Genomic DNA, 21109 nt, shown 5'->3' with positions numbered 1-21109 from the left:
CACTATCGCCACGACATTTCGGCTTGCCCGCTTCTTCCCTGCTTCTTCCTCGCTTCTTCCTCGCTTATTGCCCGCTTATTGCTCGCTCATTGGCCGCTTCTCATCCCGTCACTCGCCCGCCTGAAGCGCGGCGAGTTCGTCGTCATCGAAGCCTGCGGCGCGACGCGCCGCCAGATTGAACGGCCCGCGCAGTCGCGGCGCGCCGTACTGTGCGGCCAGACGCGCGTAGGTCGCCACAGGCTCGACACCGAGACGCTCGCAACCCCACCGGTACCATCGATTACCGATGGCCACATGACCGATTTCGTCGCGCAGGATAATGTCGAGAATCGCCGCCCCGTCCTTGTCGCCCGCGCTGGCGAGTTTCGCCCTGATGGGCGGACTGGCGTCGAGTCCACGCGCCTCCAGCGTACGCGGCACCAAGGCAAGACGCGCCAGCCAGTCGCCGGACGTGCGCCGCGCCATGTCCCACAGGCCGTCATGGGCAGGAAAGCAGCCGTAGGCATAGTCGTCGCCCAGCGTCTTCAGGTGCGCTGCCAGCAAGGAAAAGTGATAGGCCTCTTCGGCCGCGACCTGGAGCCAGTCGTCGTAATATGCGACCGGCAGGCCGTCGAAACGCCACAACGCGTCGAGCGCGAGATTGATGGCATTGAATTCGATGTGCGTGAGCGCGTGCAGCAAGGCGGCCCGGCCCTCGGTCGTCGTCACCGCCCGCTGCTTCAGTTCGCGCGGCGATACCAGCACAGGCGCCGCCGGACGTCCGGGAATGCCTGCTTCGAACGCGTTCGCATCGCCCTGCCCGCGCGCTTCGTCCGTCCCGTGCGCTGCGCCCGTCAACACGAACCGGCGCTCGGGATACCAGTACGCACCGCCCTTGCGCACGCAGTCGCGCAGCGCCGAGACACCCGCTGCCTTCTCGTACGGATCGCAAATTCGCAGGAGTTCGCGCGCGCGCTCGCGGGCGCAAGCAGGGAACGGGTTTGCCTGTGTGGCTTGAGGGGGTACGCCGGCACCGGCGTCGGCGCCCGAATTTCGGACGGCGTTCGGGACATTGCCTGCGGTGTGGGCGCCGAGGGCGGTAGTGGAATCGACCATGACGTTACAATAACGGTTTCGTCGATTTTAACCGCGAACCGAAGCCGCCATGCCGATCTATAAACTTGGAGACAAGACCCCGCAGATCCACGAGAGTGCTTTCGTGGCCGACACCGCCACCATCATCGGTGAGGTGATACTCGCCGAGAACAGCAGTGTGTGGCCGGGGGTGGCGATTCGCGGCGACAACGAGCCGATCCGTATCGGCACGGGCACCAATGTGCAGGAGGGCGCGGTGTTGCACGCCGACCCGGGCTATCCGCTTACGCTGGCCGGTGGCGTGAGCGTCGGCCACCAGGCCATGCTGCATGGCTGCACGGTCGGCGAAAACTCGCTGATCGGCATTCAGGCCGTACTGCTCAATGGCGCCGTCATCGGACGTGACAGCCTGGTGGGCGCGGGCGCGCTGGTGACGGAGCGCAAGACGTTTCCGGACCGTTCGCTGATCCTTGGCGCGCCGGCCAAGGTCGTGCGCGAACTGACGGATGAGGAAGTCGCCAACCTCAAGCGTAACGCCGCCATTTATGCCACACGCCGGAAGGTGTTCAAGGAACAGTTGGTGCGCATCGGCTAACGCACGGCCGGCGGCGCGCGCGCAAGCGGTGCGGGTACAGTGCGCGCGGTGCCGCCGACGTGTTGAAAATGCGGCGCGCGCCCCCAGATAGTGCTGCATTGACGCGCCAAACCTCGGCTCGTGTGTAGGGCAGGACTCGCAGAAACGAACGAATGGCCGACGATTTGTGCGCACGGCGTACAGCTTTCAAGCTCGGCTCGCTCGCTTGCTCGCGCTTTCGCATTTCCGCGTTTCCGCCCCTTCGCCGTTCAGCCCGCCAGCGCCGCTTCGTCTTGCCGGGCCGGCCGCACCGACCGCCGTTGCCGCATTTTTCAGGAATTCGACCGTGTCCGACCAACTTCAGAAATTCATGTTCGACGCCGCGCCCGTGCGCGGTGAGTACGTCAGCCTCGACGCCACCTGGCGCGCCGTGCTGGAGCGTCATGACTATCCGGCACCCGTGCGCCATCTGCTCGGTGAAATGATGGCGGCCGCCGCCCTCCTCACCGCAAACGTCAAGTTCGACGGCGCGCTCGTTCTGCAACTGCATGGCGACGGCCCCGTCACCATGGCCGTCGTCGAATGCAACGCCGACCTCACGATGCGTGCAACGGCCAAGTACAGTGGCGAGATTGCCGACGACAGCACGCTTAAGTCGCTGGTCAACGTCAATGGCCGTGCGCATTTCGCCATCACGCTCGATCCCCGTGTCAAGCAACCGGGTCAGCAGCCCTATCAGGGCGTGGTGCCGCTGTCGGACGAGCATGGTCCACTGCCCGACATGGCGTCGGTCCTGGAGCACTACATGCATCACTCGGAACAGCTCGATACACGTCTGTGGCTGGCGTCGGACGAAACCCATGCTGTCGGCATACTGCTGCAAAAGCTGCCGGGACATGGGGGCACGGCCGGCAGCGGCGCCGAGCACGCGCCGGAAGAGGATGAAGACACGTGGAATCGCGTCTGCCAACTCGGCAACACGCTCAAGCGCGACGAAATGCTGAGCACCGACCGCGAGACGATGCTGCATCGTTTGTTCTGGGAAGAAACGGTGCGCGTGTTCGATCCACAGCCGACGGCGTTTCGCTGCACCTGTTCGCGCGAGCGCGTGGCCAATATGTTGCGCACGCTGGGCGAAGCCGAAGTCATGAGCGTGTTCGACGAGCGTCCGAACGTGGAAGTCGCATGCGAGTTCTGTCGCCAGACATACCAGTTCGACAAGGTGGACGCCGCGCAGCTCTTCACGGAACCGCCGCACGCCGCGCCGGCCGGACAGCACTGATCGTTCCATGTCCCGACTCTCATCCCACGCGCTTTCTCACCCGCTCGCGCTGCGGCCACGCGGCGCTTCGGTTCGTGTGGTCATTGGCACGCTCTGCCTGTTCGCGCTGACGCTCGCCACCGGTTGCGCGCAGCTTCGACTGCCGCCGCCCGACGCGCCGTCGGCGCGTTTGCCGCAAACCATGCAAGGTCAGGACGGCACACCCGTCATGACGGACGCGCAAAAGCAGGACCTGACGCGCCTGAACAAACGCATCTACGACGAGCAGGAAACCGCCATCGAGCGCGAACGCGCCCAGCGGGCGCTGGACGACGCCATTCGCAGCTACAACGGTAATACCTACTTTTACGGTGGCTGGGGCGGACCCGGTTGGTATGGTCCGGGGTGGTATGGTCCCGGTTGGTATGGCCCGGGGTGGTATGGTCCGCGTTCGGGCGTGGGTGTGAGCGTCGGCTTCTGAGCGACGCCGCGGCAAGCCGGCCCCAATGCAAAAGGCGTTCCCCCAAGGGAGCGCCTTTCTCGTTCTACCGCACTCGTTCGCGTGATTGCCGGCGTCGGCGCGCCGCGATCAGATCAGTGACGCTGCGTCTTGTGCCCCGCCTGCGCCCGCCCCTTGGACTGCGGCGGCGGTGGCGGCGGCGCGGCAGCTACCGTCTTATGGGCCGGTTCGGTCGATGAGACGAGCGGTGCATCAGCACCGGACGCCCCTTGCGGAGCGCTTGCGCCATCTGCACCCACGAATTGCACGAACAACTCGCCGTCCTTGACCATGCCCAGTTCGAAACGAGCACGTTCTTCGATCGCTGCCGTGCCGTCCTGCAAATCCTGCACTTCGCCGGCAAGGCGATCATTACGTTCCTTCAACTGCTCGTTCTTCTGCTGTTCGGCGCTCAGCTCGTCGCGCAGTTCGTGCACGTACAACCAACCACCGTGGCCGAACCAGAGCGGATACTGGATGACCACCAAGAGCAGCACCAGTACCAAGGTCACCATTCGCATGCTTTCGCCTGGCAAGAATTCCGGGAAGTCTCTGCTGTCCGAAATCAGACCCTAACTTCCCGGGGAAACGGAATTAGCGCAGATTGTAGAACGTTTCCTTGCCCGGATACGAAGCGATATCGCCGAGATCCTCTTCGATGCGCAGCAACTGGTTGTACTTGGCGATACGGTCGCTACGCGAGAGCGAACCGGTCTTGATCTGACCGGCGTTGGTGCCCACCGCGATATCGGCAATCGTCGAATCCTCGGTTTCGCCCGAACGGTGTGACACCACAGCCGTGTAACCCGCACGCTTGGCCATTTCGATAGCAGCGAAAGTCTCGGTCAGCGTGCCGATCTGGTTGATCTTGATGAGGATCGAGTTGGCCACGCCTTGCTCGATACCTTGCTTCAGGATCTTCGTGTTGGTCACGAACAGATCGTCGCCAACCAGTTGCACCTTCTTGCCCAGCTTGTCCGTCAGGATCTTCCAGCCGGCCCAGTCGTCTTCCGACATGCCGTCTTCGATCGAGACGATCGGGAACTTGTCGCACAGATTCGCCAGGTAGTCGGCGAACTCTTCCGAACTCAGCGACAGGCCTTCGCCCGCGAGTTCGTACTTGCCGTTCTTGAAGAATTCCGTCGATGCGCAGTCGAGTGCGAGCAGCACGTCGTCGCCCAGGCGGTAGCCGGCGTTCTCCACGGCTTGCTGGATCGTCGTGAGGCATTCCTCGTTCGAGGCGAAGTTCGGTGCGAAACCGCCTTCGTCGCCCACGGCCGTGCTCATGCCCTTGTCGGCAATCAGCTTCTTGAGCGCGTGGAAGATCTCGGCACCGCAGCGCAGAGCCTCACGGAAGCTCGACTGACCGACCGGCATCACCATGAATTCCTGGATGTCGAGGCTGTTGTTGGCGTGGGCGCCGCCGTTGACGATGTTCATCATCGGCACCGGCATTTGCATCGCGCCCGAGCCGCCGAAGTAGCGGTACAGCGGCAGGCCCGCCTCTTCGGCCGCAGCCTTCGCAACTGCCATCGACACGGCCAGCATGGCGTTCGCGCCAAGACGCGACTTGTTGTCGGTGCCGTCGAGTTCGATCAGGGTCTTGTCCAGGAAGGCCTGCTCGGCGGCATCCAGGCCCATGATGGCTTCCGAAATTTCGGTATTGATGTGCTCGACAGCTTTCTGCACCCCCTTGCCAAGGTAGCGCGACTTGTCGCCGTCACGCAGTTCGATCGCTTCACGCGAGCCGGTCGACGCGCCCGACGGCACTGCCGCGCGGCCCATCACCCCCGACTCCAGCAGCACGTCGCACTCGACCGTCGGATTGCCGCGCGAGTCCAGCACTTCGCGCCCGATGATATCTACGATTGCACTCATGTATTCCTCGGTATCTATAAGACAAAAACGCTAAAGGGAACCTGCTTCGCGCCGCCATCCCGTCCGTGATCTGCCGCTCGCACGCCGGACGCCGAACTCGAAGCGGCAGCGTGCCGAATCCTGACGTGGGTACCGATGCTGCGCATCGTGTGCGCGCACCGGCGGGGCAATACGTGGACGGGGGAACAACGGCGCCTCGAAATGAGGCACGGCGGCCTGTGGGATAACATCGATGTCGACGGTGCGCTCGGCGTACGGCACGCGGGCATCTCCTCGGGTACTCGCCCTCGCGGCGGCCATTGAGAACCGCTGCGCGACAAGCTTAACGACTCGACGCGGTGCTGCCAAGGCGTCCGAGCGCTATACCCGTCCTGTGGGCGTGCTGATAGTGGCCCCAGGACGGCGTGTCTCATTTCAGTTGAAATTATTTTCCAGGAACTCGCCCTGCTTCACCGCTGCGTCAATGGTCTTGAGCGTGGTGAGCAGCTCTCGCATGCGCCCGAGCGGCACGGCATTCGGGCCATCCGAGAGCGCGCACGCCGGATCCGGATGTGTCTCCATGAACAGGCCCGAAACGCCCACGGCCACCGCCGCGCGCGAGAGCACCGGCACAAACTCGCGCTGACCGCCCGAGCTGGTGCCCTGACCGCCGGGCAACTGCACCGAGTGCGTGGCATCGAACACGACCGGAGCACCGGTCTCGCGCATGATCGCCAACGAGCGCATGTCCGAGACAAGATTGTTGTAGCCGAACGAGACGCCCCGTTCGCAAGCCATGAACAGGTCATCGGGCAGACCGGCTTCGCGCGCGGCGTGGCGGGCCTTGTCGATGACGTTGATCATGTCGTGCGGTGCGAGAAACTGACCCTTCTTGATGTTCACCGGCTTGCCCGACTGGGCACAGGCACGGATGAAATCGGTCTGGCGGCACAGGAAGGCCGGCGTCTGCAGCACGTCGACGATCGGTGCCGCCACGGCCACGTCCTCTTCGGTATGCACGTCCGTGAGGACCGGCACGCCAAGCTGGCGGCGCACTTCCTCAAGAATCTTCAGCCCTTGCTCGCGGCCCGGACCGCGATACGACTTGCCCGAGCTGCGATTCGCCTTGTCGAACGACGACTTGTAGATGAACGGGATGCCAAGCGCAGCCGTGATTTCCTTGAGTTGACCTGCAACGTCGATCGTCATTTGCTCCGACTCGACGACACAGGTACCCGCGATCAGGAAAAACGGCTTGTCCAGGCCAACATCGAAACCGCACAGTTTCATGGGAACTCCTTGTTTCTCGCTCGCTGCGCGTCTCAGGCGGCCTTCTTGCGCGCCTGCTGACCTGCCAGCGCCGCTTCGACATATGCCTTGAAGAGCGGGTGACCGTCGCGCGGCGTCGAGGTGAACTCGGGGTGGAACTGAACGCCCACGAACCACGGGTGCACCTGCTGCGGCAGTTCCATCATCTCCGGCAGATTCTCGGTCGGTGTACGAGCCGAAATCACGAGCCCGGCGGCTTCGAGCTGCGGCACGTAATGGTTGTTGACTTCGTAACGGTGGCGGTGACGTTCATTGACCGTCTCGCCATAGATGCGCGACGCCAGCGTGTCGGCCTTGACCGGCACACGCTGCGAGCCCAGGCGCATCGTGCCGCCCAGATCCGAATCTTCCGTACGTTGCTCGATCTTGCCGTCGCGGTCCTGCCACTCGGTGATGAGCGCGACGACCGGATGCGGCGTCGACGGCTCGAATTCCGTGCTGTTCGCATCGCCCAGATTGGCGACATCGCGCGCGAATTCGATCACTGCCAGTTGCATACCGAGGCAGATGCCCAGATATGGCACGCGGTTTTCGCGCGCGTAGCGAATCGCCTTGATCTTGCCTTCGGTACCGCGACGGCCGAAACCGCCCGGCACGAGAATCGCATCCAGATGTTTGAGAGCATCGGTGCCGTCTTTCTCGATCTGTTCGGAGTCGATGTACTCGATGTTCACGCGCGTTTCCGTATGGATCGCGGCGTGACGCAGTGCTTCGATCAGCGACTTGTACGACTCGGTCAGATCGACATACTTGCCGACCATACCGATCGTGACGTCATGCTTGGGATTCTCGACGGCGTGCACCAGACGCGTCCACATGGAAAGGTCGGCCGGCTTGGCCTCGATCTTCAACTCTTCGCAGATAATCCGGTCCATGCCCTGATCGTGCAGCATTTGCGGAATCTTGTAGATCGTGTCGACATCCCACACCGAGATCACGGCGTCTTGCGGGATGTTCGCAAACAGCGAAATCTTCGCGCACTCGTCTTCCGGAATCTGGCGGTCGGCACGGCACAGCAGCACGTCCGGCGAAATACCGATTTCGCGCAGCTTCTGCACGCTGTGTTGCGTCGGCTTGGTCTTGAGTTCGCCGGCCGTCGCGATGTACGGCACGAGCGTCAAGTGCACGAAGGCCACGCTGTTGCGGCCCAGGCGCAGGTTCATCTGACGTGCGGCTTCGAGGAAAGGCAGCGACTCGATGTCACCGACCGTACCGCCGATTTCGACGATAGCGACGTCCGGATGGCCGTCCCACGTCGAACGCGCACCGCGCTCGACGAAGGCCTGAATTTCATTGGTGATATGCGGAATGACCTGAACGGTCTTGCCGAGATATTCGCCACGGCGCTCCTTGCGGATCACCGATTCGTAGATCTGGCCCGTCGTGAAGTTGTTCGCACGACGCATCTTAGCGCTGATGAAGCGCTCGTAGTGCCCCAGATCCAGGTCGGTTTCCGCACCGTCTTCAGTCACAAACACCTCGCCGTGCTGGAACGGGCTCATCGTGCCCGGGTCGACGTTGATGTAGGGATCAAGCTTGAGGAGGGTGACTTTTAGGCCACGCGATTCGAGAATCGCGGCCAGAGATGCGGCTGCAATTCCCTTACCAAGAGAGGAAACCACGCCGCCCGTGACAAAAACGAATTTGGTCATCGCAGTAATTGCTCGCGGGAAAGCCGGATTATACCCGAAAGCGCCCCTGCCCTCGACCTGCGGCGCGGCAAATTTTGGCCTTGACAGGGGCCGGATGCAGCGCCTCGTGACGAACGGCGCGCTTCGGCGTGAATCCGGCTTCGTTCAGGCAGCGAGCGCGCGCCGGTGTCCGTCCTTCAACTCCGCGAGCATGTCCCGGACGGCAGCCGCCGTCTCCAGCGGCCGTTCCATCGGGAAAAGGTGCGTGCCCGGCACATAACGCAGATGCGTGCCGACGATGCGGCGGGTAGCGCCGATCCCCGCCTGCCGCAGTTCACGCGACGCCGTGCCCGCCAGAAAACCGGCCGGAACCGGCACGCCGCGCAAGGCACGTACGGCGAGCGATGGCGGCAACGTCAGGTAAATCCGGTATTCGATCTCGCGCGCGAACGCGAGCCGGCGCGCGTCGCCATTCCCCGTGGGCAACGTCCCGCAATCGATATAGTCGCGCAGCACGTCCGGATCCCAACTGGCGAACGCCGGCTTGTTTGCGAAGTGCTGCCATGCGCTTTCCCAGTCCGGCCACTGGTCGCGCCGCCGTTTCGTCGCGCCGGCCGGCGACATGCGTTCGTACAAACCCGTCAGCATGCCCAGGCGGAGCATCTGCGTGCGCCAGCCCGGCGTGACGATCGGCGAATCCACCATCACCACGCCGCGCACGCACTGCGGCGCCTTGAGCGCCGCCATGAGACTCAGAAAGCCGCCGAGCGAATGGCCGACGAGCCAAACCGGCTCGCCGCGGTACTGACGCACCAGCGTGTCGACCAGTTCGTTGCGCAAATACCGCCATCCCGGTGTGACGGGATAGCGAGGATCGTGTCCGATACGATCAATGGCGCGCACGTCGTACTCGTCGGCGAGCGCCCCGAGCATCTTGCGATAGACGCCGGCCGGAAAGCCGTTGCCGTGCGAAAAGTGGATGATGTCTCTTGTCATGGAATTCATAGTCTGGGCGAGCGCCCCTCGCGCGCATCGATTGGGGCGCAGGACATTTGCCGGACCATTCTAGCGAACCGCTCGTCAGGTACCGGTAGAGGATTCCGTCGAATCCGCATGACGGTACCGCTCAGATTCCCGAGCCGCGCGAGACTCCCTAGACTCCCTAGTCTCCCTAGTCTCCTTAGACTCCCTTGACTCCCTTGACTCCCTTGACTCCCTTGACTCCCTTGACTCCCTTGACTCCCCGAACTCCCGAGACTGCCCATACCGCCAATATCGCCGGTGAAGCTTGCGGTACGCCTGCACGTCGATCCCGCCCGGGCCGCTCTCGAACCTCACACCACCGTGTGTCACGCTTTGCCAGATTCGCGCGCCGGCAGCGCGGTAGCGCTCGACAACGGGTGGCTTCGGATGACCGAAACGATTGCGATAGCCGGTTTGAAACACCACATGCGACGGTGAAACCGCAGCGACGAATACCGGTGTCGACGACGTTGAACTGCCGTGGTGCGGCGCGAGCAGAATGTCCGAGCGCAGCGCAGACCCGAATCGCGCCACCATCGTGCGTTCCTGCATCGCCTCCGCGTCCGCCGCCAGTAACGCGCTGTACCGAGCATTCGAGACCCGCAAGACGCAACTCACGCTATTGGGTCCCGCGCGCGCGCGCCAACTCTCGCGCAATGCCGCGCCATCCGGATGCAGGAACCGGAACGTGATTCCGTCCCACGTCCATTGCTGGCCCGCGAGACAGGTCCGATGCGACTTCGCGGCGCGGCGTACCCGATGTTCCGCAGGCAACGACGAGAACACCTGCGACGAAGCAAACGCCTGCAATACGCTCATCGCCCCGCCAAAATGATCGTCATGCGCATGGCTCACGACCATTCGATCGAGCCGCACCGTCCCGTTCGCTCGCAAGTAGGGAACGATCACCCGTCGTCCGGCGTCGCTGTGTCGGCCAAACGGTGGCCCAGCGTCGAAAAGCAGTGTGCGCGTCGCAGTTTCCACAAGCACCGCATTCCCCTGTCCGACATCGAGCATGGTGACGCGAAACTCGCCAAACGCCGGCCGCCCCGGCGACGCGAAGACGGCCGGCCCCATCAGCGCAAAACCGGCGAGACGCACGCCTGCCCTGCGCTGCCAGCTTCGGCGAAGCCATGGCGGCATGGGGGCCAGGCAGATCAGGACGCCCGCCACTGCGGCAAGTTGCGCCCACAGGGGCGCGACCGGTGCACGCCACACGGCCCACGGCACGGCAGCAAGCGTTGCCAGCCAGTCGGCGAGCCAGCTGACGACGGCGTGAGCGACGGCAAGCGTCCAATGCGCCAGCCCGCTCGGCACCAGCACACTCGCCAATGCCAACGGAGTGACGATCAACGTCATCACCGGAATCGCGACGGCATTTGCCAGTGGCCCCAGCAGCGGCACGGTCCCGAACCATGCCAGTGTGAGCGGCACCAGTCCGATCGTGACCGCATACTGAGCACGCGCGGCCTGCCCAAATCGCACGAACAGCAACGTCCCCCAAGCGCCGGGCCACCTCGGTGACGGCTTGGAATTGCCGCCCCGCACCGCCGGACCGGCAAGATCCGCAGCATGTGCCGACGAGCCCACCGTGCCACTTTGCTCGTCGATGCGCCGGGATTGATCCGCCGCTCGCGTTTCGCGGCGCTCGCCTGCCATCACCAGCGCCGCCACGGCACCGAACGACAACCAGAGACCTGGCGTGACGACGGCCCACGGATCGACGGCAACCACGATGGCCAACACCCATGCCAGCACATAAGACGGTGCCGCGGCGCGCCCGCTCATCAACGCCAGGACGACGACCGCCACCATCCCGACAGCGCGCCGGACCGGAACGCCCCAACCGGCGAGCGCGCCGTAAGCCACCGCAGCCAGCAAGCCGGCAATCGCCGCCGCCTTCGGTGCGGGCCACCACAACGGCAAACTGAAGCGTCGAAAGCAGGTTCGACGCCAGAGCACCCCGACCATTGCCGCAAACGCCCCGGCCACGAGGGACACATGCAGCCCGGAAATCGCCAACAAATGGCTTACGCCGGTGTCCGCAAAGATCTGCCAGTCACGATCCGCGATGTCCCCACGTTCGCCGAGCGCCAGGGCCATCAGCACACCGCCATACCTTGCAGAGGGTCCAAGCGCCGCCCGGAAATCGTCACGCAATTGCTCGCGCCATGCGTCGAAGCCATATCCCCGCACAGGTCCGTCGTGCATCCTGAGCGGGCGATTCCTTGCAGGTCCCGCGCCATTGCCGCCCGGCGTTCTCACGTATCCCGATGCACCGATACCTTTCACCATTGCCATCAACTCGGCGTCGAAGCCGTGCCAATTGGCGAGTCCGCGCGGCGCTTTCAGGCGAACCGGCAACCGCCATCGTTCGCCGGCGCGTGGCAACCGCAGATCTGGCGTCTCGGCGCTCTTGAGCGCAACCTGACGATCGCCCATGTCTCTGTCGTTCCCATGATTGCGCACCGCATAGCTCCCGCCGAACGACGCACGGCCGGGCCAAACCAATTCGATGCGTCCGGGCACATGCACTGCCCGACAGGCCACATCGACCGCACGCGCTGTCCGTGACGTACCCGTATGTCGCGACGCGATGGGAGGGAGCGGCGGCGAGATCCCCGGCGACGTTCGCTCGCGGCCCGCGCACAGCGCATGACCGGGACATTCGCCACACTCCGAGTCCCCGCCTCCGGATGCCGTCGCAACGAATGCCCCCTCGACGTCGAGCGCGAATTTGATCCCGCTCCCCGTGGTGGCCGGCAAGCCCGCAACGACGCCGGTCACTGTGATGTCCCACCCTTCCAGCGCTGTCGACAACCGATCGGCCAGTCGCAGTTCCGCCCGGTAGGCTGCCCATGCATAACCGCCCACCGCGGCGCACGATGCCATGACAGTGATTCCAACCGACCTTCGCCAATGGATGACGGCTAGCAGCCCGGAGCGATTCCGATGCGACGGATCGCGCGCACCGGCGACAGATCCGCCCCGATCCTCGTCGCGGGTCATGGCGCACGAAGCTTCGGAAATCCTCGCGCCCCTGGACGCGCCCCAGACGGCACAAAGCGCGCCGACGGCAAACAGCATCGCGGCGACGCTCGCGGTCACGACAAACCAAGGCCCGGCAGGCAACACCGGTGCCTGCTGTAACCACCAGACACCCGCGACCCAGGCAAGCAGCACCATTCTCATGACGTTCTCGCGTCATGTTCTTGCATCCGCGCGACGCCGCAGCGTCAGCGCGATTGCCCGGAAGGAGAACCGGAGTTCGGAGAAATCAGAGACATCGGAGACGAATTGGCGGCCAGACCGTCGCCAGGTTTCATCGCCGTCGCGCCAGATAAACGGGGCAGGACTCGCCAGGCGTTGGCGCACGTGGCCTCGGACAGCACTTCAAGCGTCACGCCCCGCAACGCTGCCAGAACCTTTGCCATGCGGGGCAATTCCGCCGGACTGTTTCGCTGTTTGTAAATCCACTCCGGGGCAATGTCGGGCGCGTCGGTCTCCAGCACGATGGACGACAGCGGCATCTCCACGGCCAAACGGCGAATCTGCAAGGCACGATCGAACGTCATCTGCCCGCCGAAGCCGAGACAGAATCCGCGTTCGACGAACATGTCCGCCTGTTGGCGACTCCCGTTGAAAGCGTGCGCAATGCCGCCTCGCGGCGTAAAGATGCGCAGTTGCTTCAGCAATGCGTCCTGCGAGCGTCGAACATGCAGGATCACAGGCAGATCGAAATCGCGCGCAATCTTCAGTTGCTCGACATAGAAAAATTGCTGACGCTCAGTGTCCAGCGTCTTCACGAAATAATCCAGACCGATCTCGCCGATGCCGACAAATCGCGGATCGCCCATCGCACGCTCGACGGCCACACGCAACGTTGCAATATCTTCCTCACGCGCCCGAGGCGTGTACAGCGGATGAATGCCAAGCGCGTATGCCCCTCCCGGTACGGCACGCGCGGCCGCGCGTGCTGCATCGAAGGTGGCGCATTCGACGGCCGGCACGACCAGCCCGGCCACACCGGCGGCAGTGGCATTGGCGATGACGGTGGCACGGTCGGCGTCGAACTCGGCCGCGTCGAGATGGCAATGGGTGTCGATCCACATGGTCAGAGGTCCTTGAGCGTCAATTCTACGGGTCGATGACAAGGCTCGCACGTCGAGCATGTCATGACCATCGGACAACACCGCATCCGGGTCTAGGACGTTACCGAAAAACGCATCGGCAAACGCCAACGACGAGCGCCAAAGAAAAACGCCGGGGAATCCCCGGCGTCAGATTGCTGACGAACCCCTCGTTTTTCGGAGCGAGGGGTTTTATCTTTTAGGCAAGGGCGAATGGGCAGCGTAAGGGCGCGCACATTGAGAGACAAGCCCTCAGGACGCTCATGAGCCACCGAAACGGGCGCCAGAGGTACGAGCGCTCGCCTGCACGCGCCCGTAGGCGCGCCACCAGCATCGCAATTTTCTTGATGTTCTGCGCCGCCGCAGCCAACAAGCACTGCTCGGCCACCTTGCGCAGCCCGCGCATGCGCGCATAGCGATGCCCATGCAGTTGCTTGGCATCGGCAAAGCTGCGTTCCACCGTCTCCTTGCGCCGCGCGTAAATGCGTCGTCCCCACTCGCTCAGCCGCCTCGCGTCCACCCGCTGCTTGGCGCGCTCCCAGACGTGGCGCGTCACCACCTTCACCGCGTTGGCACTGTTCGTGCACTGTGCTCGTACCGGGCAGCACCGGCATATCCGAGCATCGGATTTGTATTCCCGATAGCCGAGCCGGTTAGTCGTGCTGTACGGCAGCGCCTGTCCCTGCGGGCACACGTACTCGTTGCGGTACGCGTCGTACTGGAACTGCCGTTTGTAGAACAGCCCCGGCTTGTGGTTCGGCGTGCGATAGCCCATCACCCCGGCAATCTCCCGCTCCTCGAGCCCCTGGCACACCGCTGGCGTGAAGTAGCCAGCATCCAGCCCCACCGCTTCCACCTTGAACTCAAAGCGCTCGCGCTGTCGATCCAGCCGCTCCAGATACGGCTGGCTGTCGTGCACCGAGGCCGGCGTCACATGCGTATCGGTAATGATCGCGTGCTTGGCGTCCACCGTGCGGTGGTCCAGATAGAAGAAGCCCTTCGGCTTGTCGTCCCGCACCATGTAGCCGCTGTCCGGATCGGTCCGGCTAATCTTGGTGTCCTTGCTCGACGGCGGCTCATCGTCGTCCCGATTCAGCGGCTTCTTGCCATGCGCGGCCCGGTCCGCATCCACTGCCGCATTGAGCTTCTCCAGATAGGCCGCAGGCGTCTGTTCCAGCTTTACCACGTCGAACTTGTTCTTGTTCGCGTTGGCCTTCAGGTGCGTGCTGTCGGTGTACAGCACACGGCCATCGACCAGACCACGGCCCATCGCCTGGCGCACGATCTCGTCGAAGATCTCCTGATACACCGTCGTGTCCGTGAAGCGTCGGCGGCGATTCTGTGAGAACGTCGACGCATCCGGCACCTTGTCGGTCAGCCGAAACCGGGCGAACCACCGATAGGCGACGTTGACCTGGACCTCGCGCATCAACTGCCGCTCACTGCGCACTCCAAACAGGTAGCCGATGAACAGCAGCTTGAACATCACCACCGGATCGAGCGCCGGACGACCGTTGTCTGCGCAGTACAGATGCGCGACCTTTTCGCGGATGAATTCGAAATCCACTGCCGCGTCGATCTGGCGCAGCAGGTGGTCCTTCGGCACGAGTTCCTCGAGCGTCACCATCTCGAGTTCGTGCTGCGTGGGCGTCGGGATCTTTAGCATCCTGCTATTAAAAAACAAAACCCTCGCACTTGGCGAGGGTTTGTCAGCAATCTGACGCCGGGGAATCCCCGGCGTTAAGGCATACGACATTAAGGCGTTACGGTGTTACGTCCCACGTGCCCCGTGAGCACCCGCAGAACGGCGCTCACGCCGCCTCAAGCACCCCCTCGCGCAGGCGCAGCGCCCGATCGCAGCGACGCGCCAGATCGATATCGTGCGTGACGATCACGAAGCTGGTCTTGAGCGTCTCCGACAATTCCAGCATCAGCTCGAACACGGTCTCGGCGGTATGCCCGTCGAGGTTGCCGGTCGGCTCGTCCGCCAGCACGCATGCCGGCTGCGTCACCAACGCCCGCGCCATCGCCACGCGCTGACGCTCGCCGCCCGACAATTCCGACGGACGATGCTTCACCCGCGAGCCCAGCCCCACGCGCTCGAGCATGACCTGTGCGGCCGCACGCGCCTGCTCGGCCGGCATCCGGCGAATGCGCAACGGCATGGCCACGTTATCGAGCGCCGAAAATTCGGCAAGCAAGTGGTGGAACTGATAGACGAAGCCGAGCGACTGGTTGCGTTGCGCGGTCTTCTCGCGCTCGCGCAGCGACGAAAACGGCTTGCCCAGCAGCGACACCTCGCCGCGCGATGGATCGTCGAGCCCGCCCAGCACGTGCAACAGTGTGCTCTTGCCGGAGCCTGAAGCGCCGACGATCGCCACCTTCTCTCCCGGCGCCACGTCCAGACTTGCGCCGTTGAGCACGGTCACGTTCAACTGGCCTTGCCGGAATGTCTTGTGCAGATCGCGTGCGCGCAACACCGGACCGTCGTAAGCCAGATTCGGCACCGGGGCCATCGATTGATTCGCGTTATTCATAGCGCAGAGCCTCCGCCGGTTTGACGCGCGAGGCACGCCAGCTCGGATAAATCGTCGCGAGCGCCGAGAGGATGAAGGAAATCACCCCAATACGGATCACGTCCGACGATTGCAGATCCGAAGGCAATTCGGAAATGAAATAGATGTCCTGCGGCAGGAAGTGAATGCCCAGCAGGCGCTCGATGAACGGAACGATGGTGCCGATGTTGACCGAGATCAGACACCCAAGCCCCACGCCGAGCAACGCACCGGCGAAGCCGATCGTCACCCCCTGCACGATGAAGATTTTCATGATCGAACCGGGCTGCGCCCCGAGCGTGCGCAGAATCGCGATATCGGCATACTTGTCGGTCACCGTCATCACAAGCGAGGACACGAGGTTAAACGCTGCGACCGCGATGATGAGCGTCAGAATGATGAACATCATGCGCTTCTCGGTCTGCACCGCCACGAACCAGTTCTTGTTCTGCTGCGTCCAGTCGCGCACCCACATATTGCCGGACAGCGTTCTGGCCAGTTCGCGCGCGACGAGCGGTGCCTGCTCCATGTCGCGAATTTTCAGACGCACGCCTGTTGGACCGTCCAGACGGAACAACGTCTGCGCATCGTGCAGATCGATCAACGCGAGCGAACTATCGTACTCGTAATGCCCCGCCGTGAAGATTGCGACCACGGTGAACTGCTTCACGCGCGGCAGGACCCCCGCCGGGGTGATCGTTCCCTGAGGGGCCACCAGCGTGATTTTGTCGCCGACGCTCACGCCCAGCGCGCGTGCAAGCTCGCGCCCAAGCACGATCCCGAAGCTGCCGGGCGTGAGGTTCGAGAGCGTGCCGTCGGTAATCTGCTTGCCGAGGTCCGAGACCTTCGCCTCCTCACTCGGCACGATGCCGCGCAGCACCACGCCACGCACATTGTCGTCGCGCGTGAGCATGGCCTGTTCGCCCACGTACGGAGCGGCGGCGATGACGTTCTTGTTTTGCAGTGCCTCCGCGGCCGTGCGCTGCCAGTCAGGCAGGTTGCCGTCGACGGCAAAGACCTCGATGTGCGCCAGCACGGAAAGCATGCGGTCCCGAACTTCCTTCTGAAAGCCGTTCATCACCGAGAGCACCACGATGAGCGCCGCCACGCCCAGCGCAATGCCGGCCATGGAGATGAAGGAAATAAAGGAAATGAAACCGTTGCCGGATGATCGCTTGCCGGTGCGCGTGTAGCGCCAGCCGATCTGCCATTCGTATGGGAATTTCAAACGGATTCCTGATTCTTGATAAGGATCGATCGGAACGCGCCGGCGCCGGTCTTCACCGGCGCTGGCCGACTGCCCAGGCCCGGCACACCGGCCCCTTCCCGGTGTGCCGGACGGCACGTTCCGTACCTGACGTCAGGGTCACCCAACTGCCAGCGCGAAGTTTGCCATACAATTCGCCTCGACATGGATACACCTGCCCTGCACTTTCTCTTGCCGTTCGCGCTCCCCGCGTCGGCGCATTTGCCCGCATTGCTGGCCGGATTGGAGTTGCCTGCGCTCGAAAAGTTGCTCGCGCGCGGCGTCCCGTCGGCGCAGGACGTGCCCGAGGACCCATTCGTTCCCACGCTGCCGCACGAGCGCTGGCTCGCCGACGCCTTCGGACTGCCCGGCGGCCCGTCGCGCGCGCCGCTTGCGCCCTTCATGCTGCTTGAAGACAGCGGCGCGCTGGACACCCGGTTCTGGTACTGCGCGCAACCCGCCCACATCCACATCGCCACCGACCATCTGGTGCTGACGGACCCGGCCGAGCTAGAACTGAGTACGGAGGAGTCGGCCGCCCTTTTCGCGACCGCTCACGCGCTCTTCGCCGAAGAAAGCGCCGAATTGATTGCGCCGCGCGCCGACCGCTGGTATCTGAGCGCACCGGCGCTGGGCGATCTGCTCACTGCCTCGCCCGCGCGCGCCGCGGGCCGCAACGTCGACATATGGCTGCCGCAGGGCAAGGCCGAACTGACGTGGCGGAAGTGGCAGAACGAGGTGCAGATGGCGTGGTACGACCATCCCGCCAATCAGACCCGCGAAGCCCGCCGTCTGCCGCCCGTCAATGCCATCTGGCTGTACAGCGGCGGACAGCGCATTGCCGCGCCGCGCATGAATCGTCCTTGCGTGACGGTGCTGGCCGACGCGCCGGCCACCCGTGGCCTGGCGAACCACATGCAGATCGCATTGCACCCGACATCCGCCGGCATCGAGGCCGCCAACGGTCGTACGATAGTGCAGATCGACTCGTTGACGTCGCATTTCCTGATGGAAGACTGGGCACGCTGGCGCGATGCCCTCGTCGAGATCGACCGTACGTGGCTTGCGCCTGCACTGGCGCGCGCCACCTCGGGGCAGGCTCGCGAAGTCGCGCTGACCCTGTGTGGCGACAGCCACAGCGTGACGATCCGCTCGCGCAGCGGCGATCTGCGCAAATTCTGGCGGCGCCAGCCCCTGCCCGTTCGGATGACAGCGCTGGCCCGGCTCGGCGAGGAAGCGGCATGACCGACATCGTCACCCGCCACGTCGACGAAGCCACAGCCCACGCCCTCTCGCGCGACGGCATCCATCCGGTGCTCGCGCGCTTGTTTGCATCGCGCGGCGTCGCACAAAGCGTCGAGACCGAAACCGCCCTTGCCCGGCTGATTCCGCCAACGCGACTCAAGGGGGCTCAAGAAGCGGCCGCCTTTCTCGCGGACGCGATTGCCGCAGGCAAACGAATGCTCGTCGTGGCCGACTACGACTGCGACGGAGCGACGGCCTGCGCCGTAGCCGTACGCGGTCTGCGCATGTTCGGCGCGAAGGTCGACTATCTGGTGCCGAATCGCTTTGAATACGGCTATGGCCTCACGCCAGAAATCGTTTCGCTCGCGGCGAACGGTAGGCAAGGACCGCCGGACGTCCTGATCACCGTCGACAACGGCATTGCCAGCCTCGAAGGGGTTGCTGCGGCGAAAACGCTCGGCATCGAGGTGGTCGTCACCGACCACCACTTGCCTGGCAGCGAACTGCCTGACGCGCGCTGCATCGTCAATCCGAATCAGCCGGGCTGCGAGTTCCCCAGCAAGAATCTCGCCGGTGTCGGTGTGATGTTCTATGTGCTGCTGGCACTTCGCGCCGAATTGCGCGAACGTGGCGCCTTCGACACGCGCGAACAGCCGCGTCTCGATACGTTGCTCGATCTCGTGGCGCTGGGCACCGTGGCGGACGTGGTCAAGCTCGACGCCAACAACCGCATTCTGGTGGCGCAGGGCCTCTCGCGCATGCGCGCCGGGCGTATGCACCCCGGCGTCAACGCCCTCTTTCGCGCGGCCGCTCGCAACGCGCGGCAAGCCGGCAGCTTCGACCTGGGGTTCGGGCTGGGTCCGCGCCTGAATGCCGCAGGACGCCTGGCCGACATGTCGCTCGGCATCGAATGCCTGCTCACCGACGACGACGCCCGCGCCTGGACGCTCGCGCAGGAACTCGACGCGATGAACCGCGAACGCCGCGAAATCGAAGCGGGCATGCAACAGGAAGCACTGGCGGATCTGGCGCGCTTCGACCCGCGTGCGGCAACGACGTTGTGTGCGTTTAACGAAACGTGGCATCAGGGCGTAATCGGGATCGTGGCGGCCCGCCTGAAAGAGAAGTTCTATCGCCCGACCATCGTCTTCGCCCCCGGCGACGACGGGCAGATCAAAGGCTCGGGGCGCTCGATTCCCGGCTTCCACTTGCGCGACGCACTCGATCTCGTCACGAAGCGCGAACCCGGCCTCGTCGGCAAGTTCGGCGGGCATGCCATGGCCGCCGGCCTGACGATTGCCGCCGACGCCCTGCCGCGCTTTCAGGCCGCATTCGAAGCCGTCGGACAAGCGTGGCTGGACGAAAAAGCGCTCTCGCGCGTCATCGAAACCGATGGCGACATCGATGACGATTGTTTCGTGCCACCGTTCGTCGCCATGCTGGATGCGCAGGTCTGGGGGCAAGGTTTTCCGCCGCCGGTCTTCTCGGGGGAATTCGAAGTGCTCTCGCAGGCGATCCTCAAGGATAAGCATCTGAAACTGCAACTCGGGCGCGGTCGCATGCGCTTTAATGCGATCTGGTTCAACCATGCCGATACACTGCCCAGCCGTGCGCGGTTCGCGTATCGCCTCGCTGCGGACACCTTTAACGGCGTATCCCGTGTGCAAATGATCATCGAGCACGCTCAAGGCTGATCGCCGAAGTCCCGCTACGCAGACTGCGCTTCGGCGACGTAGTCGCGCATGACACGCAGAAATGCCTCTCGTGCCGGATGCACGTCGACACCCCGGTGCCGCACGAAAAAGTTGGGCACGGCCGCCAGATCTTCCATCGCGTGGCCGACGATGTTCGCCTCCTGCCGATAACGCTGATAGATGCCGCGCGGCACCAGCGAATAGCCCACCCCTGCCCCGACGCACGCCACGATGGTGGCGTAGCTGCCGTAACTCAGTATGCGGCCCGGCGTCACCGCATTCGCGGCAAGCCACTGCTCCATCGTGCCGCGATAAGGGCAGCCCGGCGGCCACATGAGAAGGGTGGCCCCCGCCAGATCGGCGGCTTCGTGCACACGCCCTGCACGCGCGGGGGCGACGAGCACGCTCGGCTCGCGGTAGATCTCGTCGGCCACCACCGACATCTGCGCTTGCGCCTCCAGACAGGCAGTCCCCGCAATCAGCGCCGCGTCCACTCGGCCGTGTTGAATCTCGTCGAGCAGATTCAACGACGTGTCGGTCACCAGATTGAGACGGACTTTCGGATACGCCGCGTGAAACCGGGCGAGCACCGCCGGCAGACGCGACGTCGCCGACGATTCGATCGCCCCCAGCGAAAAGTCGCCGGCCGGCTCGCTCGCCGGATTGAGCGCAGCGCTCGCTTCGCGCGACAGCGCGAGAATCCGGTCCGCATACCCCAGCAATGTGCGCCCGCTCGGCGTGAGTTGCAGGCGGCGCCCTTGCCGATGGAACAGCTTGACGCCGACCGTGTGTTCGAGGGAACGGATTCGCGCCGTCACGTTCGACTGCACGCAATGCAGCGCTTCGGCCGCTCCCAGCACACTGCCTTCGTCCACGATGGCCTTGAAGGTCTGAAGTTGCAGAAAATCCATGACGCTCTCCGGGGCGCAGCTAACGTGGCGGCGGCAACAAATGGCGGAAGGAAAGCTAGGGAGTGACGCATACGGTAGCA

17 protein-coding genes are annotated in these 21109 nt (G+C 64.1%); 5 read left to right on the top strand and 12 right to left on the bottom strand.

Features of this window, described 5'->3' with window-relative positions; all coding sequences use genetic code 11:
• Nucleotides 1-108 precede the first annotated feature (108 nt).
• Nucleotides 109-1095 (bottom strand): ferritin-like domain-containing protein, encoded by a 987-nt coding sequence (locus AB870_RS08160; protein ID WP_084663452.1) that lies wholly within the window; start codon nt 1093-1095, stop codon nt 109-111.
• 49 nt (nt 1096-1144) lie between these two features.
• On the opposite strand from AB870_RS08160, the gene AB870_RS08155 reads away from it, so the two are divergent.
• From AB870_RS08155 to AB870_RS08145, 3 genes are all read left to right on the top strand, one after another.
• Nucleotides 1145-1669, top strand: coding sequence for a gamma carbonic anhydrase family protein (locus AB870_RS08155; RefSeq protein WP_047907619.1), 525 nt, complete (start codon nt 1145-1147; stop codon nt 1667-1669).
• Between the two features lie 325 nt (nt 1670-1994).
• Entirely contained in the window at nt 1995-2930 is a 936-nt protein-coding gene (gene hslO, locus AB870_RS08150; protein WP_047908968.1) for an Hsp33 family molecular chaperone HslO, read from the top strand.
• Between the two features lie 7 nt (nt 2931-2937).
• The gene (locus tag AB870_RS08145) at nt 2938-3390 is read left to right on the top strand and encodes a hypothetical protein (RefSeq protein WP_157112275.1); all 453 of its coding nucleotides are present in this window, start codon (nt 2938-2940) and stop codon (nt 3388-3390) included.
• Between the two features lie 113 nt (nt 3391-3503).
• Here AB870_RS08145 and ftsB read toward each other — a convergent pair whose 3' ends face one another.
• The 10 genes from ftsB to AB870_RS08095 all read right to left on the bottom strand — a co-directional run bounded on the left by ftsB (nt 3504) and on the right by AB870_RS08095 (nt 17161).
• Nucleotides 3504-3929 carry a cell division protein FtsB gene (gene ftsB / locus AB870_RS08140; RefSeq protein WP_047907617.1) on the bottom strand — a complete coding sequence of 142 codons (426 nt, stop codon included), beginning with the start codon at nt 3927-3929 and terminating at the stop codon, nt 3504-3506.
• 73 nt (nt 3930-4002) lie between these two features.
• Nucleotides 4003-5286, bottom strand: a complete 1284-nt coding sequence (gene eno, locus AB870_RS08135; RefSeq protein WP_047907616.1) for a phosphopyruvate hydratase — start codon at nt 5284-5286, stop codon at nt 4003-4005.
• A gap of 414 nt (nt 5287-5700) precedes the next feature.
• Nucleotides 5701-6555, bottom strand: a complete 855-nt coding sequence (gene kdsA / locus AB870_RS08130) for a 3-deoxy-8-phosphooctulonate synthase (RefSeq protein WP_047907615.1) — start codon at nt 6553-6555, stop codon at nt 5701-5703.
• Between the two features lie 32 nt (nt 6556-6587).
• Nucleotides 6588-8246: a CTP synthase gene (locus AB870_RS08125; RefSeq protein WP_047907614.1), complete on the bottom strand. Its 1659-nt coding sequence runs from the start codon at nt 8244-8246 to the stop codon at nt 6588-6590.
• A gap of 144 nt (nt 8247-8390) precedes the next feature.
• Nucleotides 8391-9221, bottom strand: a complete 831-nt coding sequence (locus AB870_RS08120; protein ID WP_047908967.1) for an alpha/beta fold hydrolase — start codon at nt 9219-9221, stop codon at nt 8391-8393.
• Between the two features lie 84 nt (nt 9222-9305).
• Complete coding sequence (locus tag AB870_RS08115; protein WP_053059624.1) at nt 9306-12440, bottom strand: ComEC/Rec2 family competence protein; 3135 nt, start codon at nt 12438-12440, stop codon at nt 9306-9308.
• Nucleotides 12441-12484: 44 nt separating this feature from the next.
• Nucleotides 12485-13360 carry a TatD family hydrolase gene (locus AB870_RS08110; RefSeq protein ID WP_047907613.1) on the bottom strand — a complete coding sequence of 292 codons (876 nt, stop codon included), beginning with the start codon at nt 13358-13360 and terminating at the stop codon, nt 12485-12487.
• 217 nt (nt 13361-13577) lie between these two features.
• Nucleotides 13578-15044, bottom strand: a complete 1467-nt coding sequence (locus tag AB870_RS08105) for an IS1182 family transposase (RefSeq protein ID WP_053059471.1) — start codon at nt 15042-15044, stop codon at nt 13578-13580.
• A 145-nt stretch (nt 15045-15189) separates the two neighbouring features.
• Nucleotides 15190-15915 (bottom strand): lipoprotein-releasing ABC transporter ATP-binding protein LolD, encoded by a 726-nt coding sequence (gene lolD / locus AB870_RS08100; RefSeq protein ID WP_174554721.1) that lies wholly within the window; start codon nt 15913-15915, stop codon nt 15190-15192.
• A complete protein-coding gene (locus AB870_RS08095) occupies nt 15908-17161 on the bottom strand; it encodes a lipoprotein-releasing ABC transporter permease subunit (protein WP_047907612.1) in 1254 nt (417 codons plus the stop codon). Before AB870_RS08095 ends, lolD begins: the two co-directional genes overlap by 8 nt.
• A 183-nt stretch (nt 17162-17344) precedes the next feature.
• Between AB870_RS08095 and AB870_RS08090 the strand changes: the two genes are divergently transcribed.
• Nucleotides 17345-18424: a hypothetical protein gene (locus AB870_RS08090; RefSeq protein WP_047907611.1), complete on the top strand. Its 1080-nt coding sequence runs from the start codon at nt 17345-17347 to the stop codon at nt 18422-18424.
• Entirely contained in the window at nt 18421-20118 is a 1698-nt protein-coding gene (gene recJ / locus AB870_RS08085) for a single-stranded-DNA-specific exonuclease RecJ (protein WP_047907610.1), read from the top strand. The genes AB870_RS08090 and recJ overlap by 4 nt, the downstream gene beginning before the upstream one ends.
• 14 nt (nt 20119-20132) lie before the next feature.
• Here the strand turns inward: recJ and AB870_RS08080 are convergent, their stop codons facing one another.
• The gene (locus tag AB870_RS08080) at nt 20133-21029 is read right to left on the bottom strand and encodes a LysR family transcriptional regulator (RefSeq protein WP_047907609.1); all 897 of its coding nucleotides are present in this window, start codon (nt 21027-21029) and stop codon (nt 20133-20135) included.
• Nucleotides 21030-21109 lie beyond the last annotated feature (80 nt).

The sequence above is a fragment of the Pandoraea faecigallinarum genome (assembly GCF_001029105.3).
In the GTDB taxonomy this organism is placed as follows: domain Bacteria; phylum Pseudomonadota; class Gammaproteobacteria; order Burkholderiales; family Burkholderiaceae; genus Pandoraea; species Pandoraea faecigallinarum.
The sequence above is the reverse complement of the archived record's forward strand: the minus strand, read 5'-3'. Positions and strand labels throughout refer to the sequence as shown.